Raw genomic sequence first — 19,864 nt, forward strand, 5'->3', positions numbered from 1 at the left:
GGGCGTGATCACCCGGTGTCGCGCCGCCGTACGGGCAACGCGAACCGCCCGACACGTGTCACGGGCCGGGTGTTCCACCAGCCTACGACGTACCGCCGGTATCCGTACGCGGCACCGCGGCGTACGGGGCGCACGGCTGGGTACGGGCCCCCCGTGGCGTATACGCCCCGTTACGTATCGCGTACGCACACCGCGGCCCCGGCGCGCAGTGGCTGCGCTCCGGGGCCGCGGCAGGGGGAGGCACACGCGGGGTTCCGGCCCCGCGCGGCGGGCCTGGACGGAAACGGCATCCGAAGGTGTCGCCCCCGAGCAGACCTGCCAGGTAAGAGTCAATCCGTGGCGATCGCGTTCAGTACGTTCATCCGACCGGCCCGGAAGGCCGGCAACAGGGCCGCCAACAGGCCGACCACGGCCGAGCCGATGAACACCGAGACGATCGTGGCCCAGGGCACCCGCAGGATGCCGAGCCCCTGGGAGGCCAGCACCTGCTGGGCGGTGGAGCCCCAGCCCAGGCCCAGCCCCAGGCCGACGAGCGCGCCGAAGAGCGCGATCACCACCGACTCCAGCCGGATCATCCGCCGCATCTGCCGCCGCGACATCCCGATCGCCCGCAGCAGACCGATCTCCCGGGTGCGCTCGACCACCGACAGCGCCAGGGTGTTGATCACGCCCAGGATCGCCACGATGATCGCCAGGCCCAGCAGGCCGTCGATCATGTACAGCAGCTGGTTGACCTGCTTGTGGATCAGCGACTTGTAGTCGGCCTGGTTACGCACCTTGACCTGCGGGTAGTCGGCGACCGCCGCCTTGAGCGCGGTGTACGCGCGGTCCTGCTGGCCGCTCGCCGCCTTGGCGAAGAGCAGGAAGTCCCCGGGCATCTTGCCGGCCGGCAGGTACTGCCGGGCGGTGGCGATGCCGGTGAACAGCGTGCCGTTCTCGATGGCGGTGTCGTCGCTGGTGATCGCCGCGACCTTCAGGTGCGCGGTCCGGCCGGAGACCGGGGTCACCGTGAGGGTGTCGCCGAGCGCGATGTGGTGGTCCTTGGCGAAGGCCGCCGGCACCGACATCGCGTTCGGCCGGTAGGCGTCGGCGAGCCGGCCCTGGGTGGTGTTCAGCCGCAGGTCCTGGGTGTACGAGGGGTCGGCGGCGCTGATCCGCTCGGTGACCGTCCCGGTCGGGGTCACGATCCGGGTGCTCACGATGGTGTAGTCGGTGAACCGCTCGACGGCGCCGGAGGAGCGCACTGCCTTCAGCGACGTGATCGCGGCCGGGGTGAGCGGCATGTCGCCGGAGCCGGACTGGATGATGAAGTCCGCGCCGACCGACTTGTCGAGCTGGTCGTCGGCGGAGGCCACCATCGAGGAGCCGACCACCGACATGCCGGCCACCAGGGCCAGGCCGATCATCAGCGCGGAGGCGGTTGCTCCGGTACGGCGCGGGTTGCGCAGCGCGTTGCGCTCGGCGAGCCGGCCGACCGGGCCGAACAGCCGCAGCACCACCGCGCTCACCGCTCGGACGATCACACCGGCCAGCAGCGGTCCGACGATCACAAAGCCGATCAGCGTCAGCAGCACGCCCAGGCCCAGCAGGCCGCCACCCGAGGACGCCTTGTCCGTGTTGGCCGCGCCGACCAGGGCGAGGACACCGGCCGCGCCCACCAGGACGCCGATCGCGGCCCGGATCCGGCCCGCCCGGCCGTCGGCGGGGGTGCCCGAGTCGCGCAGCGCCGCCATCGGGGAGATCCTCGAGGCCCGCCGGGCCGGGATCCACGCCGAGAGCACGGTGACGACCACACCGATGAGCAGGCCCACCACCGGGGTGGTGACCTTGATCGTGAGCTGGGAGGTGTCCAGCTTCATGCCGACGTTGCCCATCAGCTTCATCAGGCCGACGGCCAGCCCCACGCCGCCGCCGATGCCGAGCACCGAGCCGGTCACGCCGAGCAGCACCGCCTCGAACAGCACCGACCGGTTGACCTGGCGGCGGCTGGAGCCGAGCGCCCGCATCAGCCCGATCTCGCGGGTGCGCTGGGCGACCAGCATCGAGAAGGTGTTGACGATGAGGAAGACGCCGACCAGGACGGAGATGCCGGCGAAGCCGAGCATGGCGTACTTCATGAAGTTCAGGAAACCGCCGACGTCGTCCTGGTTCTTCTTCTTGGTCTCGGCGGCCGTGTCGATCGTGTAGTGCCCGCCGATGGCCGCCTTGACGTCGGCCTTGAGCTGCTCGTCGCTGACGCCCTTGGCGGCGGACAGCCCGAACCCGGTGTAGGCGCCGGTGGTGCCGAGCAGTCGGGTCTGGGCGGTGGCGGTGTCGATGTAGACGACGGCCGCGCCCGGGTTGGTGGTCCGGAAGGTGGCGATGCCGGAGACGGTGACCTTGAAGTCGCCGGGCTCGGCGATGATCCGCAGGGTGTCGCCGATCTTCAGGTGGTGCTTGTCGGCGGTGTCCTTGTCGAGCACGGCCTGCGAACCGTTCGCCGGGACGTGACCGGAGGTGATCTCGACGGCCTTGGTCTCGGTCGGGTCCCAGTTGCTGACGATGGTGGGGGCGCCGGAGGACGGGCTGATGCTCTTGTTCCGCGCGTCCGCGACGGTGACATCCTGGCTGGTGACGTCGGGGTAGGACGAGGCGACGCCGCGTACGTGGACCAGCGTCTTCTGCAGCGAGGCCGGCACGGTGTCCGGGATGCCGGTGTGCTGGGCGTCGTCCACCTTCGGCGCGCTGATGGTGACGTCGGAGGCGGTGGAGCCGAAGAGCTTGTCGAAAGTCGCCGTCATGGTGTCGGTGAACACCAGGGTGCCGCAGACAAATGCCACCGACAGCAGCACCGCGATCATGGAGAGGGCCATGCGGCCCTTGTGCGCGAAGAAGTTGCGCAGCGAGGTCTTCAGGACGGTCACGACGTCCTCCCGCGACCGTCGAAGGTCTCGGGGGTCCGGGGGTCGCCCCCCGAGAATCGCAGCATACGTTCCAGGACGGCGTCCGCGGTGGGGGCGAGCATCTCGTCGACGATCCTGCCGTCCGCGAGGTACAGGACGCGGTCGGCGTAGGAGGCGGCGACCGGGTCGTGGGTGACCATCACGATGGTCTGGCCGAGGTCGTCCACCGAGCGGCGCAGGAAGCCCAGCACCTCGGCACCGGCCCGGGAGTCGAGGTTTCCGGTCGGCTCGTCACCGAAGATGATCTCCGGCCGGGCGGCCAGGGCCCGCGCCACGGCCACCCGCTGCTGCTGGCCGCCGGAGAGCTGGGTCGGACGGTGCTTGAGCCGGCCGGCCAGGCCCACCGTCTCCACCACGCGGTCCAGCCAGTCGCGGTCGACCTTGCGGCCGGCGATGTCCATCGGCAGCGTGATGTTCTCCGCCGCGTTCAGGGTGGGCAGCAGGTTGAACGACTGGAAGATGAAGCCGATCTTGTCCCGGCGCAGTCGGGTGAGCTTCTTGTCCTTCAGTGTGGTGATCTCGGTGTCGCCGATCCAGATCCGGCCCCCGGTCACCGTGTCCAGGCCGGCCAGGCAGTGCATCAGGGTGGACTTGCCGGAGCCCGAGGGGCCCATGATCGCGGTGAACCGGCCGCGGGCGATGTCGACGTCCACCGCGTCCAGGGCGACCACCCGGGTCTCGCCGCTGCCGTACGCCTTGGTCACCGCCCGGCCCGCCGCGGCAATCGCCGAACGTTCTCCGCTGCCCCCGGCCCTGGGAACCGTCACTGGCGTTGTCACTGCTGTCTCCGTTTCATTTCGGTGAACCTGGGCGAACCTGGCTGGTCTTCGGTGGTCTTCGCCGGTGATCGTCAGCCGATCGCCGGTGGCCGCCGGTCTCCCCGTGGCGCGGGGTGCCTCGGTACGTACGAGCCTGCCGGAGCCCACGGCCCGTCACGATGGGGCAGGTCTCCGTCAAGGGGTGGGGCTTTCCCCACCCCCGCGTCCGGTGGTGGGCCGCGCTCCCCCCGCTCTATGAAGGTAGGGATCGCGTAAGCCCGGATCGTCATCCGCCGGTACGAATCGGGGGGCGCCGTAGGTAGGTCACTCCCCCTAGGGGTCCGATACCTGGGACTCATACCGGAGGTCGGGGTCGGGCCGCCGCCGGGGACCGGGTGCCGACACCGGCGCGCTGACGTGCGAAGGTATCGGGTGGGCAGGGGTGGCCCGCACGGCTTCTCCCGCGGACGAACCGGCCCGATTCAGCACTACTTCATCGGGAATGTCCGGTACTTCAGGGGGAGGGGCGATGACGGGCACGACCCGCAGGGGCCCGGTCGTGGCGGCCCTGATGCTCGCCATGGCACTGGCCGCACTGGACTCCACGGTGATCTCCACCGCGGTACCGCAGATCGTGGGCGACCTCGGCGGCTTCTCGCTCTTCTCCTGGCTGTTCTCCGGCTACCTGCTGGCCGTCACAGTGGCGCTGCCGGTGTACGGGAAGCTCGCCGACTCCTTCGGCCGCAAGCCGGTGCTGATCACCGGGATCACGCTGTTCCTGGTCGGCTCGGTGCTGTGCGCCGGCGCCTGGAACATGGCCGCCCTGATCGCCTTCCGCGTGGTCCAGGGCCTGGGCGGCGGCGCGATCCAGGGCACGGTGCAGACCATCGCCGCCGACCTGTACGGGCTGCGCGAACGCGGCCGGATCCAGGCCGCGCTGTCCTCGGTGTGGGCCACCGCCGCCGTGGCCGGCCCACTCCTCGGCGGCTTCCTCGCCGGATACGCCGACTGGCGCTGGATCTTCCTGGTCAACGTGCCGATCGGCGCGGCGGCGCTGGCCCTGATCCTGCGTCACCTCACCGAGATCCGGCCGCACTCGGACCGCCGACGGACGGCGGACGACGGCGCGCGGGACGGTGAAGGCGACGGCGTACGGGCGAAGGCCGGCGTACGGGACGGCGTGCGCGAGCGGCCACGGGTGGACTGGGCGGGCGCGGCGGGGCTGTTCGTGACCGGCGGCCTGCTGCTGTTCGCGCTCGTGCAGGGCGGGGTGGCCTGGCCCTGGCTGTCCTGGCCGTCGGCGGGCCTGCTGGCGGGCAGCGTGCTCGCGGGAGCGGTCACGGTGGCGGTCGAGCAGCGCGCTGCGGAGCCGGTGATCCCGGGCTGGGTGTGGCGGCGCCGCCAGATCGCCTCGGTGAACCTGGCGATGGCGGCGCTGGGCGTGCTGATGGTGGCCCCGACCGTCTTCCTGCCGACCTACGCGCAGGACGTCCTCGGGCTCGGGCCGATCGCGGCCGGCTTCGTGCTGTCCACCATGACGCTGAGCTGGCCGATCTCCGCGGCACTCTCGCCGCGCGTCTACCTGCGCATCGGCTTCCGCAACTGCGCGCTGATCGGCGTCTCCTGCGCCGCCTTGGTGCTGGCGGGCTTCCAACTGCTGCCGTACGCCGGGCCCGGCTGGCAGCCGGCCGGCCTGATGCTGGTGCTCGGCATGGTGCTGGGCCTGTTCCAGTTGCCGCTGATCGTGGGCGTGCAGTCCAGCGTGGGCTGGTCCGAGCGGGCCACCGCGACGTCCTCGATCCTGTTCTGCCGCCAGGTCGGGCAGAGCGTGGGCGCCGCCCTGTTCGGCGCGGTGGCCAACGCCACGCTGGCGCACCGGCTGGGCGGTTCCGGGGCCTCCCTCGACGACCTGGGCGGCACCGTGCTGTCCGACGCCGCCCGGCACGCGGTCTCCGCGGCCGTCGACCACGTCTTCGTCGGCGCCGCCGTGGCCGCCCTCTTCGCGGTCGCGGTGCTCGCCCTGCTGGCCCCTCGCCGCTTCCCGGTCATCGCCCAGGACGAACCGGCCCGGCGCCACGATCAGCCGCAGCCCGCCGGCCCGGACCGGCCCCTGGACGGGGACCCGGCCGCCCGGACGCAGGGCCCGGGACCGGACGCCTGAGCCCGCGGGCCGCCACGTGCGGCACGGGCCGCACCCGTACCGAACGGACCGCCCGGGCTCAGCCCGTGGTCAGGCGCACCGGCTTGGCCCCGCCGATCAGGGTGGCCAGGGCACGGTCGATGTCGGGGCCGGCGTACCAGTCGCCGGTGTGGTCCACGGCGTAGACGCGGCCCTCGGCGTCGATGGCGAGCAGCGCGCCGGAGCCGGATTCCTCGCCCAGCGGGGCGACCTCGGTGTCCAGGGCGCGGCCGAGGTCGCCGAAGGTACGCGCCAGGTGCAGGCCGCGGATCGGGTCGATCACGATGCCGTTGGGCGCGATCTGCCGGCCCGGCCCGGTGGCGGCCGGGACGGCCAGGCCGCCGAACTCCGCCCACGCCTCCACCGCGGCGGGGAAGACGGCGTGCCGGTGCCCGCCGGGCGACTCGTACGCGCGCAGCCGGTCGGCCCACTCCTCGGCCTGCTTGATGTCCCAGCGGCCCGGCTGCCAGCCCGCCGCCCGCAGCGCCGCGTCCACGCCGACCGGGAACCGGGTGGTGCCCCCCATCACGCCCTCACGTCCTCGTGCTCATCGGGTACGCCCGTACAGACGTGCCGGCACCCTGCGCTCCTGTCCCCGTACGTCACTTCCGGTCCGCGCCGGGGTCGATCGCCCGCACCCCGAAGTGCGCCAGCAGCGGGGCGCAGGAGCGGCAGGGCGGCACATAGGTGCCGTGCGCGGGGTCGCCGTCCTCGCGTATCCGGCGGGCGGTCAGCTTCGCGCCGCGCAGCGCCTTGCGGGCCTCGCCGTTGGTCAGCGGCTTGCGGGAGGCACGCTTGCCGCGGTTGGCCTCGACGGCGCTCAGGTGGCGGGACAGGAGCACCGGCTCGGGGCAACGTCCAGTGAACCGCTCACGCTGTGCGACCGGAAGGGCATCAAGGAAATCCCGCACGATCGGGTGAAGTTCGGGCGCCTGGTCCCCCTTGGCGCCGGTGCAGGTGAGTACGTCGTCGCGCACCGACAGGGCGGCGGCGATCGCCGGCAGGATGCCGTCCCTGCGGTGCCGCAGGACCGGCGCACCCGCGCCGTCCCGGGCGGAACTCCAGTTCAGCCTGGGGTCGGCGGCCGGCCCCTGCGGTGTGGTCGTGGTCATCGTGTCCGTCGCGTCCCTCCGTCCGCCCGCGGGCAGCGGGCGTTCCCCCGTGCGTCGATCAGAGTGCCAAACGCGCCGTCCGATGGGAAAGCGGAACGCGCCCGGCCGCCCATCCTGTGTGGGATATGTCACCGTCGCGTGACGGTACGTCGGCAGCGCGGCCACAGTGCGTGCACACGATCGTGGTACAGCGGCTGCCTGCGATTGCCCCGGCACCGGACGAACCGGAAGGATCGTCTCAGGCCCGGCAAGCAGGGACGGGCCGGGCCCGCATCCCGGCGGGGCCCCGACGCGCAGACCGAGGACGTTCCGCATGCACCACCCCGCCCGCAGCCCGTACGCCGCCCCGGCCCGCCGTGCCGCGATCCCCGTATCCGGTACGGCCGTTCCGCCGCCCCCTGCCGCCCCCGCGGCCCGGGCCGCCGCCCGTACGGTACGCGCCGCCGCCCTGCTGCTGCCCGCGCTTCTGCTCGCCGCGGCCTGCACCTCGGGCGGCGGCGCCCGGGCCGGCGGCTCGGCGGCCGACGGGCCGAACCCGGGCACGGCCGGCGCTGCTTCGTCCCCGGCACCGGGCGGCGCCGGCACAACGAGCGGCAATGGTGGCGCGCTGAACAGAACTCAGTTGGCGGCCGCCCTGGTCACCTCCAAGGACGTGCCCGGCTGGGTGATCGCGCCGGCCCGCACCGACGACTCGTCCCGGAATGCCGGGCTCACCACGGACCGGTCGCAGTGCCAGCCGCTGACGGACGTGACCAGCGTCAGGCCGCACATTCACCGGGTCGCGGTGGTCGGGGCGGCGTTCGCCCACCGCACCGGCGCCACGCGGGTGGACACCGTCAACCAGATGCTGGTCTCCAGCCACGCACCGGGCGACGCGGCCAAGGTGATCGCCTCCGTCCGCGACGCGCTCACCGAATGCCGCTCGTTCACCGCGGTCGACCCCCACGGCACCAGGACGCCGTTCACCGTGGGCACCGGTGCCGCGCCGGCGGCGGGCGACCAGGCGGTGTCGTACGTGCTGACCGAGCAGGCGGGCACCCGCGGGGCGGCGCGGGTGACGGTCGTGCGTACCGGGAACACGGTGACCGCCTACCTGTCGGTGACCTCCGCCGGGCGGGCCGGCGAAGTGCCCGGCGACGTGATCCGCGCCCAGGACGCCAAATTGCGGGCGGCGCAGGGACGGCGCTGAGCCGTCGCCCGGCGCCCGGCAACGGCGGACCCCTCCCGTCACCATTGCCGCGACCGTGGTGAGCGGCCGCACAGGCGGCGGCGCGCCCCTGGTGGCGTAGAGTCGCGCGGCAACGGGCCGTCGCCCGCGTGGTCCCGGGACGGACCGCCGGGTCACGGCGGCGCGGGGCCGCAGCGCGGCGCCGTACACGACCACGGGGAGGACGCCGATGCCGATACGTCCGCGCAGTCGCCTACTGACCGGTAGCCGGCCGCTGCTGGTGGCCGCCGCCATGGTGCCCGCTCTCGCCCTGGCCGCGGGATGCGGCGGGGGCGGCGGGAAAAGCAGCGGCAATGGCGGCGGCGACCCCAAGGACGCGGCCACCGGCCTGACCCGGTCCCTGCTGACCAGCAAGGACGTGCCCGGCGTCACAGTGGTGCCGGCGACGAGCACGGACCAACTGCTCGGCGGGGCGCAGCAGGTGACCCCGGCGGCGTGCCGGCCGATCGCCGACCAGTGGAACGCGCATCCCGCCCGCCCGCGGCAGGCGTATGCCGGCGCAATGGTGACGGACACCGCGGCCAAGGCGCAGGCGTCCAAGACGATCTCGCTGGAGCTGATCGCCTCCTACCGGCCCGGCGAGGCGAAAGCGGTGCTGGACGAGCTGACCACCGCGGTGCGCGGCTGCCGCAACTATCACGTCACCAGGGGCACCGCGACCAGCACCATCAGCGTGCAGCCCGCCGCGGACGGCGGCACCCGCCTCGGCGACCAGCAGGTCGCGTACACCGTCGCCGACACCTCCGGCGGCGCGAAGGGCATCGTCCTGGTGACGGTGGTGCGCACGGGCGACACCATTGCCGCGTACGAGACGCTCCGTCAGGACCACCAGCCGGCCACCCTGCGCCCGGCGATCCCCCTCGCCCAGGCCGCGAAGCTCCACACGACGGCCGGCGGCCACTGACCGCCCGCCCGGCCCGCCGTTCGGCGCCCCGGCGCCGACACCGTGCTGACCCGGCCGGACCGCAGCCAGGGCGGGGAACGGGGTTGCCGTACCCCCGGGGCCTGTCCTGTGGGCCGGGCCGGATCAGCGAGCGGGGTCTGGTGCTCCCCCGGGCTTCGCCCGGGGTGCCCCCAGATCGCAAGGCGGAGGGTGGGGGCACCGCCCGGGCCGCCAGGCCCAGGGGGAGAGAGCGCAGCGGGCTGCGCCGACGACCGACAACGCCGGGGGCACCTCCCGCCGAAGGCAGGGGGAGAGCGTGCGTGCCACGGCACGTGAGCCCGGCACGGCCCACAAGACAGGCCCTAGGCTTACGTCAACAGCCAGACGCAGCAGGGGGCAACCGCCATGACGACAGGCCGGCAGGGGCTGGGGGCACCTCCCGGGCCCGGCGCCCACGGACAGTCCGCGCCGCCCAACGCGGCCTATGCCGGGCAGGTCGTGCACTTCCCGGACCCCGTACGGGCCGCCCGTCATCCGCGCGGGGTGTGGGTGGACGAGCGCGGCTACCCCGACTTCTCGCCCTACGCGCGTGCGGCCGCGGAGATCGCCGAGCCGCCGGAGGGCTTCGGCGTGGACGAACTGCGGCTGACCGACTACGTGTCGGCCAACGCGGCGCTGCACGCGGCCGGCCACGAGCTGTGGGGCAGCCTGCCGCCGGTCGCCACCCCGCACGGCTGGACCTGGCACCATGTGGCCGGCACCCGGCGGCTGGAGCTGATACCCGTCGAGGTCAAGGCGCTGCTGCGGCACCACGGCGGGCTGGCCAGCTCCTCGGCCGACCACGACAAGCGCGGCACCCGGCCGCTCCAGGAGACCCGGCCGGTGCACTTCGGACTGCCGAAGGACCCGCTGTCGGTGACCGAGACACAGGTGCGCGAGGTCGAGGAGGAGCTGGGGTACCGGCTGCCCGGCGCCTACCGTGCCTTCCTGAAGGCGGCCGGCGGCTGCGCGCCCAAGGGCGTCGCCCTGGACCCGGAGCTCGGGCTGCTCATCGACCAGCCGTTCTTCACCGTCCGCGAGGACGCCGCGGTCAACGACCTCGTGTACGTCAACAAGTGCCTGCGCGACCACCTCACCAAGGACTACCTGGCCATCGCCTACGCCCAGGGCGGCGTGCTGGCGGTGAAGGTGAAGGGCGAGCGCGGCGGCTCGGTGTGGTTCTGCGCCTACGACGACGTGCGCGACGGCGACCGCTGGGCCGCCCCCGCCGACCGGGTGGCCGAACTGCTGCTGCCCTGCGGCGACTCGCTGGACGACTTCCTGCTGCGGCTGGCCGGCAACCCGCCGGAGCTGGAGACGGTGGCGGGGCTGATGGTGGACGGCGGCTTCGCCGTGGCCGTACCGGTGTCCGTGGAGGGGTGAGCAGACCGTGGTGACTTTCGCGCAGGCGCAGGAGCGGGCCGAACGCTGGATCAACGGCGGGGTGTCCGGCTACGAGATCCGCGAGATCCGGGTCCGCGAGTTCGAGTCGGGCTTCGTGGTCTGGTCCGAGGGCCGCGACGGCGGGCCGACCTCCGACGGCGGCTCGGTCCGGGTGATCATCGCCCGGGACAGCGGCGAGGCCACCCTCTGGCCGGGCCTGCCCATCGGCGAACTGATCCGCCGTTACGAGGAGGAGTACGGCCCCGCGCCCAGCGACGCGGTGCCGGAGCCGCCGCAGCGCATCGACCTGGAGGCGACGTCCTTCCTGCTGAGTCCGCCGCAATGGCTGCAGGACGCGGCCGACCGGATGGGCATCCCGGACCGCCGCGGGTCCTCGTCACCGCCCGCTTCCCCGTCGTCCTCCTCGTCCTCGTCCTCGTCCTCGGTGCCGTCCGACGCGTCGTCGCCCTCCTTGCCGCCCGTGTCGCCCGCCTCGGCGGCGGAACCCGCCGACTCCGCGGTGCCGACCGCCCTTTCGGATGCGCCGCCCCGTGCGTCCATGGGTACGCCCGCGGGTGCGCCCGCACCGTCCGGCGGCGGCTGGGCCGGCAAGACGGTGACCGACTCGGGTGAGGGGCAGTCCGTCGCGGTGCCCGCGACCGTGTTCGCGCCGCCGATCACGGGGGCGGACGACGAGCCGGAGGACATCCCGCCGGGCGCCGAGGCGAAGACCGAACTGCTGCCCGGCGGCAGCCAGTTGCCGAGAACGGTGATCGCGCCCCCGCCGCACCAGGGGCCGGGCACGCCGCCGCCCGCCGCGCCCCGGCCCGGGGTGCCGCACACCATCGGCGGCTCCGAATACCCGCCGCCGGCCGGACCGGCCGTACAACTGCCGCCGCCGGGCCCCGACACCCCGGCCGTACCGGGCGCGCCCGGAGCCGCCGATTTGGCGGACCTGGAGACGGCCAAGGCGCCGCCGCGCGGTGTCCCGCCGCGTACCGGGCAGCCCCGGCGCAGCCCGGACGCCCCTCCCCCGCCCGGTGCTCCGGTGCCGCCCCCCGGCGGGAACACCCCGCCGCCCCCCGGACCGGGCGCGGGCAACCCCCACTACGCCGCCACCATGCTCGCCGGCCCCGCTGTACCACCCCCAGGAGCACCCGGAGCCCCAGGAGCACCCGTACCGCCCCCGGGACCCGGCACGCCGCCTCCCGGCGCACCCGTACCCCCTCCGCCGGGCCCTGGCGCTCCGGTGCCGCCGCCCGGTGGAAACACCCCGCCGCCGCCCGGACCGGGCGCGGGCAACCCCCACTACGCCGCCACCATGCTCGCCGGCCCCGCCGTACCACCCCCCGGCGCCCCAGGAGCACCCGGCGCGCCCGGAGCTCCCGTGCCGCCACCCCCCGGTGCCGGCACGCCCCCGCCCGGCGCCGGCAACCCGCACTACGCGGCGACCATGCTGGCCGGACCCGCGGCGCCGCCGCCCGGCGCCGGGGCGGTTCCGCCGCCGGGGTACGGCTATCCGCAGCCGGGCGGCGTGCCGACGGTGGGCCCGGGATACATGGCGGTGCTGCGCTACCGGGGCCAGGACGGCAGTGAGCAGCAGCTCATACGGCGTTCGGCGCCGGGCACCCCGCATCCGGAGTGGCAGATCCTGCACGAGCTGCGATCGCTGAACGTGCGCCCGGAGCAGGTGCTGGAGCTGCACACCGAGCTGGAGCCGTGCGACCTGCCCGGCGGGTACTGCGCCCGCATGATCCGGGAGACCTGGCCGCAGGTGCGGATCAGCCACACCGCGCCGTACGGCCGCGACCACGCGGGGCGGCGGCAGGGCGTGCAGCATCTGCTGACCCACCAGGGCGAGCTGCACCAGGTGGCCGGCGCGCCGGCCCGGCCGCAGCCGCAGCGGGTGCCGATGCCGGACCCGCACACGGTGATGAGGGTGCCGCCGGTGGGCCTGGACGTGATCGGGCAGGAACTGGCGGCGGCGTTCGGGCCGCAGGGGATCTTCCGGTTCGACCAGCGGGCGGTGTCCCGGCAGGGCGTGCCCGACATCGTGGCGCAGACGCTGATGTGGTCCGGACTGCCGCTGGACTGCGGGCCGTTCTTCTGGGCGCAGGCGCAGCCCGGCCAGCCGGTGCCGACGCTGGCCGAACTCGCCGCGCAGCGCGGGGTGCGGCCGGCCGCCGACGCGGGCTCGTACCTGGTCATGGGCAATGACTTCGGGCGCCAGCTCTGCGTGCAGTACGGCACCGCGCACATCGTCGCGGTGCCGCTGGAGGCCGGTCCCGGCGGGCAGCCGGTGCCGCCGCAGTTCGTCAACTCCAGCCTGCCGGAGTTCGCCCGCTGCCTGGCACTGCTGGGGCGGATGTGGCGGCTGCGGATCGGGCTGACGCCCGAGCAGGCCGGGCGCTGGACTGTCGACTTCCAGGCCCAGTTGGCCGCGCAGGACCCGGCGGCGATCGCCTCGCCGGACCACTGGTGGGCAGTGCTGATCGAGCAGATGTGGGACGGGCTGCTGTAGCGGTTCGCAGGTCGTCTGCCGTTCGGAGGGCCGGGCGGGGATTCGTTTCCCCGCCCGGCCCTCCGCCGTGTCGGGCCACGGGGAGGCCGCCGCTGCCGGCATCGGATACGCCCGACGTGAGGGAGCACACGGGCCCCCGGACACGGCCGCGGGGTTTTCCGGGTAGGAGACAGGTCGGAGTGTCGGCGCCCGTACAATTCGGGCATAAGCCAAAAATAGGGAGCACGCACGGCGATCACCGCGGCGGCCGTACGGCCACGACTCGAAGCGGCCCGCGAGGCGAGGGGCAGAGGCGATGAGCAGCAACACCACAGCGTCGGCGGCGCATGGCGCAGGGTTCGAAGTGGTTCGGGGCCGCGGTTACCGGCCCGAGCAGGTGGACCGCTTCCTGGACGAGCTGTCCGAGGACCGCGATGCGGCGTGGGAGCGGGCCGCGCGGCTGACCGTCCTGGCCAACGAGATGGACGCCGAGCTGACGGCGCTGCGCGAACAGGTGGAGGCGCTGGGCGCGGCCGCGTTCGAGCAACTGGGCCCGGGCGCGGCCGAACTGCTGCGGCTGGTCGAGGAGGAGGCCGTCGCGGTCCGCGAACGCGCGGAGGCGGAGGCGCAGTACGCGCGGGACGCCGCCGAGACCGCGCGGCGCACCCTCCAGGACGAGGCGCGGGCGGCGGCCACGGACCGGCTGCGCGCCGCCGAGGAACACGCCGAACAGCTGCTGGACCAGGCGTGCGCGCGGGCCGCGGAGATCCTGGCCGAGGCCCGCGCCGAGGCCGACGCGGTGCGCGGCGAGGCCGAACGCACCGTGGAGGCGGTACGCGGCGCCGCGGAGCGGGAGACGGCCGAGGCGGACGCAGCGCGGCGCGAGCGGCTGGAAAGGCTGGAGCGCGAACTCGCCGAGCGCGAGGCCGGGGTGGAGGGCGGCCTGGCCGGCCTGCTCGGGGACGCCGAACGGCGGCTGGAGTCGGCGCACCGTGAACGGGCCGAGGCCGAGGAGTCCCAGCGCGCCCAGCAGGCCGACGCCGAGGCGCGCGCCGCGGCCATGCTCGCCCAGGCCCGGCTGCACGAGGACCGGGTTCGCCGGGACGCCGAACGAGCCCTGCGCGAGCACGAGCAGCACCGCGACGAGATCCGGGCCCACCTCGCCCACATCCGCGCCACCCTGGCCGCCCTGACCGGCCGCGGCCTCCCCGCCCCGGAAGGCCAGGCCGTCCCGGCCGCCTCCGACGCCCCTGACGCCCTCCAGCCCCCCGCCGAGCCCCGGCGCCCCGCGGCCACCGAGCCTCCCCAACCCCGAGCGACCGGCCTCCCGGAACAGCCCGAGTCGCAGTGACGCGTGGCGCCGGGCTTCCCGGCAGCACTTGACGCCCGAGCGACCGGCCTCCCGGAACAGTTCGAGCCGCAGTGACGCACTGCCGCCGGGCGCCAAGGCAGCGCCCGGCCTCCTCCAGCCCCACCGAACGCCGGCGGCCCGCAGGCCGCCGAACCACCGCCCCCCGAACACCCGGCGTCCCGGCGGCGGACCGGGAGCCGGAAAATCGTTCCCCGGCCCCTGACGCCGCGACCGCTCACGGTCGAAGCCGCGGCAATTGCCGCGAGCCGAATCGGCGCCCCCTGCCGCGGCGGCCGGACCCGGCAAAGCCCGCCTCAGGGGAGCGGCACCATCGCCGACACCCGGAAGCCGCCCTCGGGAGTGGGGCCCGCGGCGAAACCGCCGCCATGGGCGGTGACGCGTTCGCGCATGCCGATCAGGCCGTGGCCGCCGCTGGGCAGGGCGGTGCGGGGGGAGCCGTCGGAGGGGCCGTTGGTGATGAGGACGGCGATCTCCTTGTCCCGGTAGGCGAGCCGTACCTGGGCGCGGGCGCCGGCCGCGTGCTTGTGCACATTGGTGAGCGCTTCCTGCACCACCCGGTAGACGGTGGCCTCGATGCGCGCCCCGCACGGGCGGGACTCCCCCTCGACGGTCAGCTCCACCACCGTGCCGGCCGCCTGCGACTCCCGTACCAGGGCGCCGAGCTGATCCAGGACCGGCCCTTCCTCGTACGGCCCCTCGCCCTCGCCGGAATCGCCACCGGGGGCGAGGTACGGGGCCCCGGTGGCCCCTACGGCGCTGTCCGCGGCGGCGGTGAGCACGGCCGGCCCGGGCGCCGGGCGAGGCGCAGAGGGGGCAGCCGCGGCGGAGGCGGCCGGCGCTCGCAGCACCCCCAGCATCTGCCGCAGCTCGGTGAGCGCCTGGCGGCCCATGTCGCCGATGAGTTCGGCGCTCGCCGCGGCCTTGGCCGGGTCGTCCAGGGCCGTCGCCCGCAGGGCTCCGGCGTGCACCACCATCAGGCTCACCCGGTGGGCGACCACGTCATGCATCTCACGGGCGATCCGGGTGCGCTCGTCCGCGCGGGCCCGCTCGGCCCGCTCCAGCGCCTTCTCGGCCAGCAGCTCCAGCTCGCGTTCCAGGCCGTCGGCCCGCTCGCGCAGGCTCTCCACCAGCCGGCGCCGGGCCCGTACGTACAAGCCCAGCAACACCGGTGGGGCGGTCAGGCCCAGGGCCATCAGCACCGAGACGATCAGGGTGAGCGGCACCGACATGCGGGTGGCGGCGCCGGAGTCGTGCAGGTTGTCCTCGAAGCCGACGAAGGCGACCACCATGGTGCCCAGGCCGTTCATGCCGGCCAGCAGCGCGGTGATGCGGCGGGGCACCTCGGAGGCGGCCAGGGTGTACAGGCCCACCAGGGAGAGCAGGAAGCCCATCTGGGCCGGGGTGACCGCGATCGCGACCAGCACCACGGCGACGGGCCAGCGGCGGCGCAGCACCAGCACGCTGCCGACCAGCACCCCGAGCAGCGCGCCCGCGCCGGGCACCAGCCCGATCCGCTGGGCGAAGGTGGCGCCCTCGAACGCGGCCTCCACCGCCGAGATCGCGGCCAGTGCCACGTCCAGCACGGCACTGCGCCGCCGCGGCCACCACCACCAGCCCGGCCGGGACGGTCCGCCGACCCCCTCGTCCGGTACGCGCGCCCCCGTCGTACTCATGGCGTCCAGATTAAGTGGTGCCCCGCCGGGGGATACGGCCCCGTCGCGATCCCCTGGCCTCGGCGTCGGGATGTCCGGTCCCCATCGTCCGGATGTCCCGGCGCCGGACTCCCGGTGTCCCGGCCCGGCCGAGGTGCGCCACGCCACCTGCGCGTCGCCCCGCCCCGGCGTCCGGCAGGTGGGCGGACGGCCGTGCGGAGAGTACCCCGACCTATCCTGGAGCCGTCGGACAGCGCGGTCCGCCGTCGACCACTCCACCCGTTCCGTCGACCCATCACTGCATCAAGGAGCCGCACCTGTGAGCAGCAGCGCCGACACCGCCGCCCCGGACAGCAGCACCGCCCTGCGAGCCGACATCCGACGCCTGGGTGAGCTGCTGGGCGGCACCCTGGTGAGGCAGGAGGGCCAGGACCTCCTCGACCTCGTGGAGAAGGTTCGTGCCCTGACCCGCAGCGACGGCGAGGCCGCCGCAGCGCTGTTGGGGGAGACCGATGTGGAGACCGCCGCCAAGCTGGTGCGGGCGTTCTCCACCTACTTCCATCTGGCCAACGTCACCGAGCAGGTGCACCGCGGGCGCGAGCTGCGGACCCGCCGCGCCGTCGAGGGCGGCCTGCTCGCCCAGACCGCCGACCTGCTCAAGGACGGCGACCCGGAGCACGTGCGCGCGAGCGTGGCGAACCTCAATGTGCGGCCGGTGTTCACCGCGCACCCCACCGAGGCCGCCCGCCGCTCGGTCCTGAACAAGCTGCGCCGGATCGCGCGGCTGCTGGACGACTCCCGCGGCAGCGGCGACCGGCGCCGGGTGGACCTGCGGCTGGCCGAGAGCATCGACCTGCTGTGGCAGACCGACGAGCTGCGGGTGGTGCGTCCCGAGCCGGCCGACGAGGCCCGCAACGCGATCTACTACCTGGACGAGCTGCACGCCGGCGCGGTCGGCGACGTGCTGGAGGACCTGGCCGCCGAGCTGGAACGGGTCGGGGTGCCGCTGCCGGCCGCCACCCGGCCGCTGACCTTCGGCACCTGGATCGGCGGTGACCGGGACGGCAACCCCAACGTCACCCCCGAGGTGACCTGGGACGTGCTGATCCTCCAGCACGAGCACGGCATCACCGACGCGCTGGACATGATCGACGACCTGCGCGGCGCCCTGTCCAACTCGATCCGCAACTCCGGTGCCTCGCAGGAGCTGCTGGACTCGCTGTCGGACGACCTGGTGACGCTGCCGGAGATCAGCCCGCGCTACAAGCGGCTGAACGCCGAGGAGCCCTACCGGCTGAAGGCCACCTGCGTGCGGCAGAAGCTGATCAACACCCGGGAGCGGCTGGCCAAGGGCACCCCGCACGTGCCCGGCCGGGACTACCTGGGCACCACCGAGCTGCTGCACGACCTGCGGCTGATCCAGGACTCGCTGCGGGCCAACCGCGGCGGCCTGATCGCCGACGGGCGGATGGACCGGACGATCCGCACCATGTCCGCGTTCGGGCTCCAGCTCGCCACCATGGACGTGCGCGAGCACGCCGAGGCGCACCACCACGCGCTCGGCCAGCTCTTCGACCGGCTCGGCGAGGAGTCCTGGCGGTACGCGGACATGCCGCGCGACTACCGGCGCAAGCTGCTGGCCAAGGAGCTGCGCTCGCGCCGGCCGCTGGCCCCCACTCCTGCGCCGCTGGACGAGGCCGGCGCCAAGACACTGGGCGTCTTCCACACGGTGCGGGAGGCCTTCGAGCGGTTCGGGCCGGAGGTCGTGGAGTCGTACATCATCTCCATGTGCCTGGGCTCGGACGACGTGTTCGCCGCGACCGTGCTGGCCCGCGAGGCCGGGCTGATCGACCTGCACGCCGGGGTGGCCCGGATCGGCATCGTGCCGCTGCTGGAGACCACCGACGAGCTGAAGATCGCGGACAAGCTGCTGGACGAGATGCTCTCCGATCCCTCCTACCGGCGGCTGGTGTCGCTGCGCGGGGACGTGCAGGAGGTCATGCTCGGCTACAGCGACTCCTCGAAGTTCGGCGGCATCACCACCTCGCAGTGGGAGATCCACCGGGCCCAGCGGCGGCTGCGCGACGTGGCGCACCGGCACGGGGTGCGGCTGCGGCTCTTCCACGGCCGCGGCGGCACCGTCGGCCGCGGCGGCGGCCCCTCGCACACCGCGATCCTGGCCCAGCCGTGGGGCACCCTGGAGGGCGAGATCAAGGTGACCGAGCAGGGCGAGGTCATCTCGGACAAGTACCTGATCCCCTCGCTGGCCCGGGAGAACCTGGAGCTCACCGTGGCGGCCACCTTGCAGGCGTCCGCCCTGCACACCGCGCCCCGGCAGTCCGACGAGGCGCTGACCCGGTGGGACGGGATGATGGACGTGGTCTCCGAGGCCGCGCACTCCGCGTACCGGACGCTGGTGGAGGACCCGGACCTGCCGTCGTACTTCTTCGCCGCCACCCCGGTCGACCAGCTCGCCGACCTGCACCTCGGGTCGCGCCCCTCGCGGCGGCCCGACTCGGGCGCGGGCCTGGACGGACTGCGGGCGATCCCGTGGGTGTTCGGCTGGACCCAGTCCCGGCAGATCGTGCCCGGCTGGTTCGGGGTGGGCTCGGGTCTGCGGGCGGCGCGCGAGGCCGGCCTCGGCTCGGTGATCGCCGAGGCGTTCGGGCAGTGGCACTTCTTCCGCAACTTCCTGTCCAACGTCGAGATGACGCTGGCCAAGACGGATCTGCGGATCGCCCGGCACTACGTGGAGACGCTCGTGCCGGACAACCTCAAGCACGTCTTCACCGCGGTCCAGGCGGAGCACGACCTGACCGTGCAGGAGGTGCTGCGGATCACCGGGGAGCCGGAGCTGCTGGCCAACAACCCGGTGCTGGCGCAGACCTTCCGGATCCGTGACCAGTACCTGGACCCGATCTCCTACCTCCAGGTCAGCCTGCTGGCCCGGCAGCGGGCCGCCGCCGCGGCCGGCGAGGAGCCCGACCCGCTGCTGTCGCGGGCGCTGCTGCTCACCGTCAACGGCGTCGCCGCGGGGCTGCGCAACACGGGCTGAGTTCTCGCACCGGGTCCTTTGCACCCGATTCTTCGCCCCGGGTCTTTTGCCCCGGGACCTTTGGGCCGAACGGGGCCGGGCGGACGCCCGGCCCCGTTCGGTTCAGCTCTTACGGTGCCCGATCAGTTCTTGCGGTGCCCGATCAGCCGCGGCTTGGGTTCCAGGCCGGACAGCCCGTTCCAGGACAGGTTCACCAGGTGGGCGACCACGTCGGCCTTCTTCGGGCGCTGGGCGTCGAGCCACCACTGGCCGGTGAGGGCGACCATGCCGACCAGTGCCTGGGCGTAGAGGGGGGCGAGCTTGGCGTCGAAGCCGCGCTGCTTGAACTCGTGGCCCAGGATGTCCTCGACCTGGGTGGCGATGTCGCTGATCAGCGAGGCGAAGGTGCCGGTGGACTGGGCGACCGGCGAGTCGCGCACCAGGATCCGGAAACCGTCGGTGGACTGCTCGATGTAGTCCAGCAGCGCGAAGGCGGCCTGTTCCAGCAGCTCGCGCGGGTGGCCGCCGGTCAGCGCGCCGGTGACCATGTCGAGCAGGCGGCTCATCTCGCGGTCCACCACGACCGCGTAGAGCCCTTCCTTGCCGCCGAAGTGCTCGTACACCACGGGCTTGGACACGCCCGCCTTGTGGGCGATCTCCTCCACCGAGGTGCCCTCGTAACCGCGCTCGGCGAAGAGGGTGCGGCCGACGTCGAGGAGCTGCTCACGCCGCTCCTTGCCGGTCATCCGGACCCGCCGGGCCCGCCGTGCGGACGGGCCCAC

General features: G+C 74.0%; 13 protein-coding genes. 7 read left to right on the forward strand and 6 right to left on the reverse strand.

All coding sequences use genetic code 11. From position 1 onward, the window contains the following. Window positions 1–329: 329 nt before the first annotated feature. Together ITX44_RS10685 and ITX44_RS10690 are read right to left on the reverse strand one after the other, a co-directional pair. Window positions 330–2,903, reverse strand: a complete 2,574-nt coding sequence (locus ITX44_RS10685) for an ABC transporter permease (protein ID WP_205356875.1) — start codon at window positions 2,901–2,903, stop codon at window positions 330–332. Beyond that, on the reverse strand, window positions 2,900–3,709 hold the full coding sequence (locus ITX44_RS10690) for an ABC transporter ATP-binding protein (RefSeq protein WP_372440889.1): 810 nt from the start codon (window positions 3,707–3,709) through the stop codon (window positions 2,900–2,902). The genes ITX44_RS10685 and ITX44_RS10690 overlap by 4 nt, the downstream gene beginning before the upstream one ends. 493 nt (window positions 3,710–4,202) lie before the next feature. Here ITX44_RS10690 and ITX44_RS10695 point away from each other — a divergent pair, with 493 nt between their 5' ends. Then, window positions 4,203–5,861, forward strand: coding sequence for an MFS transporter (locus tag ITX44_RS10695; protein WP_236060378.1), 1,659 nt, complete (start codon window positions 4,203–4,205; stop codon window positions 5,859–5,861). 58 nt (window positions 5,862–5,919) lie between these two features. Here the strand turns inward: ITX44_RS10695 and ITX44_RS10700 are convergent, their stop codons facing one another. Beyond that, complete coding sequence (locus ITX44_RS10700) at window positions 5,920–6,405, reverse strand: SUKH-3 domain-containing protein (RefSeq protein ID WP_205356877.1); 486 nt, start codon at window positions 6,403–6,405, stop codon at window positions 5,920–5,922. Window positions 6,406–6,481: 76 nt separating this feature from the next. Continuing rightward, complete coding sequence (locus ITX44_RS10705) at window positions 6,482–6,991, reverse strand: YwqJ-related putative deaminase (protein WP_205356878.1); 510 nt, start codon at window positions 6,989–6,991, stop codon at window positions 6,482–6,484. Window positions 6,992–7,304: 313 nt separating this feature from the next. Between ITX44_RS10705 and ITX44_RS10710 the strand changes: the two genes are divergently transcribed. The 5 genes from ITX44_RS10710 (at window position 7,305) to ITX44_RS10730 (ending at window position 14,375) form a co-directional block, all read left to right on the forward strand. Continuing rightward, on the forward strand, window positions 7,305–8,180 hold the full coding sequence (locus ITX44_RS10710) for a sensor domain-containing protein (protein WP_205356879.1): 876 nt from the start codon (window positions 7,305–7,307) through the stop codon (window positions 8,178–8,180). 208 nt (window positions 8,181–8,388) lie between these two features. Beyond that, the gene (locus ITX44_RS10715) at window positions 8,389–9,123 is read left to right on the forward strand and encodes a hypothetical protein (RefSeq protein WP_205356880.1); all 735 of its coding nucleotides are present in this window, start codon (window positions 8,389–8,391) and stop codon (window positions 9,121–9,123) included. A 384-nt stretch (window positions 9,124–9,507) separates the two neighbouring features. After that, a complete protein-coding gene (locus ITX44_RS10720; protein WP_205356881.1) occupies window positions 9,508–10,524 on the forward strand; it encodes an HNH endonuclease in 1,017 nt (338 codons plus the stop codon). Between the two features lie 7 nt (window positions 10,525–10,531). Beyond that, entirely contained in the window at window positions 10,532–13,045 is a 2,514-nt protein-coding gene (locus ITX44_RS10725) for an SUKH-4 family immunity protein (RefSeq protein WP_205356882.1), read from the forward strand. Window positions 13,046–13,340: 295 nt separating this feature from the next. Then, window positions 13,341–14,375: a DivIVA domain-containing protein gene (locus ITX44_RS10730; RefSeq protein WP_205356883.1), complete on the forward strand. Its 1,035-nt coding sequence runs from the start codon at window positions 13,341–13,343 to the stop codon at window positions 14,373–14,375. A gap of 314 nt (window positions 14,376–14,689) precedes the next feature. Here ITX44_RS10730 and ITX44_RS10735 read toward each other — a convergent pair whose 3' ends face one another. Continuing rightward, on the reverse strand, window positions 14,690–16,069 hold the full coding sequence (locus tag ITX44_RS10735) for a sensor histidine kinase (protein WP_205356884.1): 1,380 nt from the start codon (window positions 16,067–16,069) through the stop codon (window positions 14,690–14,692). Window positions 16,070–16,367: 298 nt separating this feature from the next. On the opposite strand from ITX44_RS10735, the gene ppc reads away from it, so the two are divergent. Further along, window positions 16,368–19,103, forward strand: coding sequence for a phosphoenolpyruvate carboxylase (ppc, locus tag ITX44_RS10740; protein ID WP_205356885.1), 2,736 nt, complete (start codon window positions 16,368–16,370; stop codon window positions 19,101–19,103). 122 nt (window positions 19,104–19,225) lie between these two features. On the opposite strand, the gene ITX44_RS10745 is transcribed toward ppc, so the two are convergent. Then, a complete protein-coding gene (locus ITX44_RS10745; RefSeq protein WP_236060414.1) occupies window positions 19,226–19,828 on the reverse strand; it encodes a TetR family transcriptional regulator in 603 nt (200 codons plus the stop codon). Between the last annotated feature and the right edge of the window lie 36 nt (window positions 19,829–19,864).

Source organism: Actinacidiphila acididurans (genome assembly GCF_016918855.1).
GTDB classification, from domain to species: Bacteria; Actinomycetota; Actinomycetes; order Streptomycetales; family Streptomycetaceae; genus Actinacidiphila; species Actinacidiphila acididurans.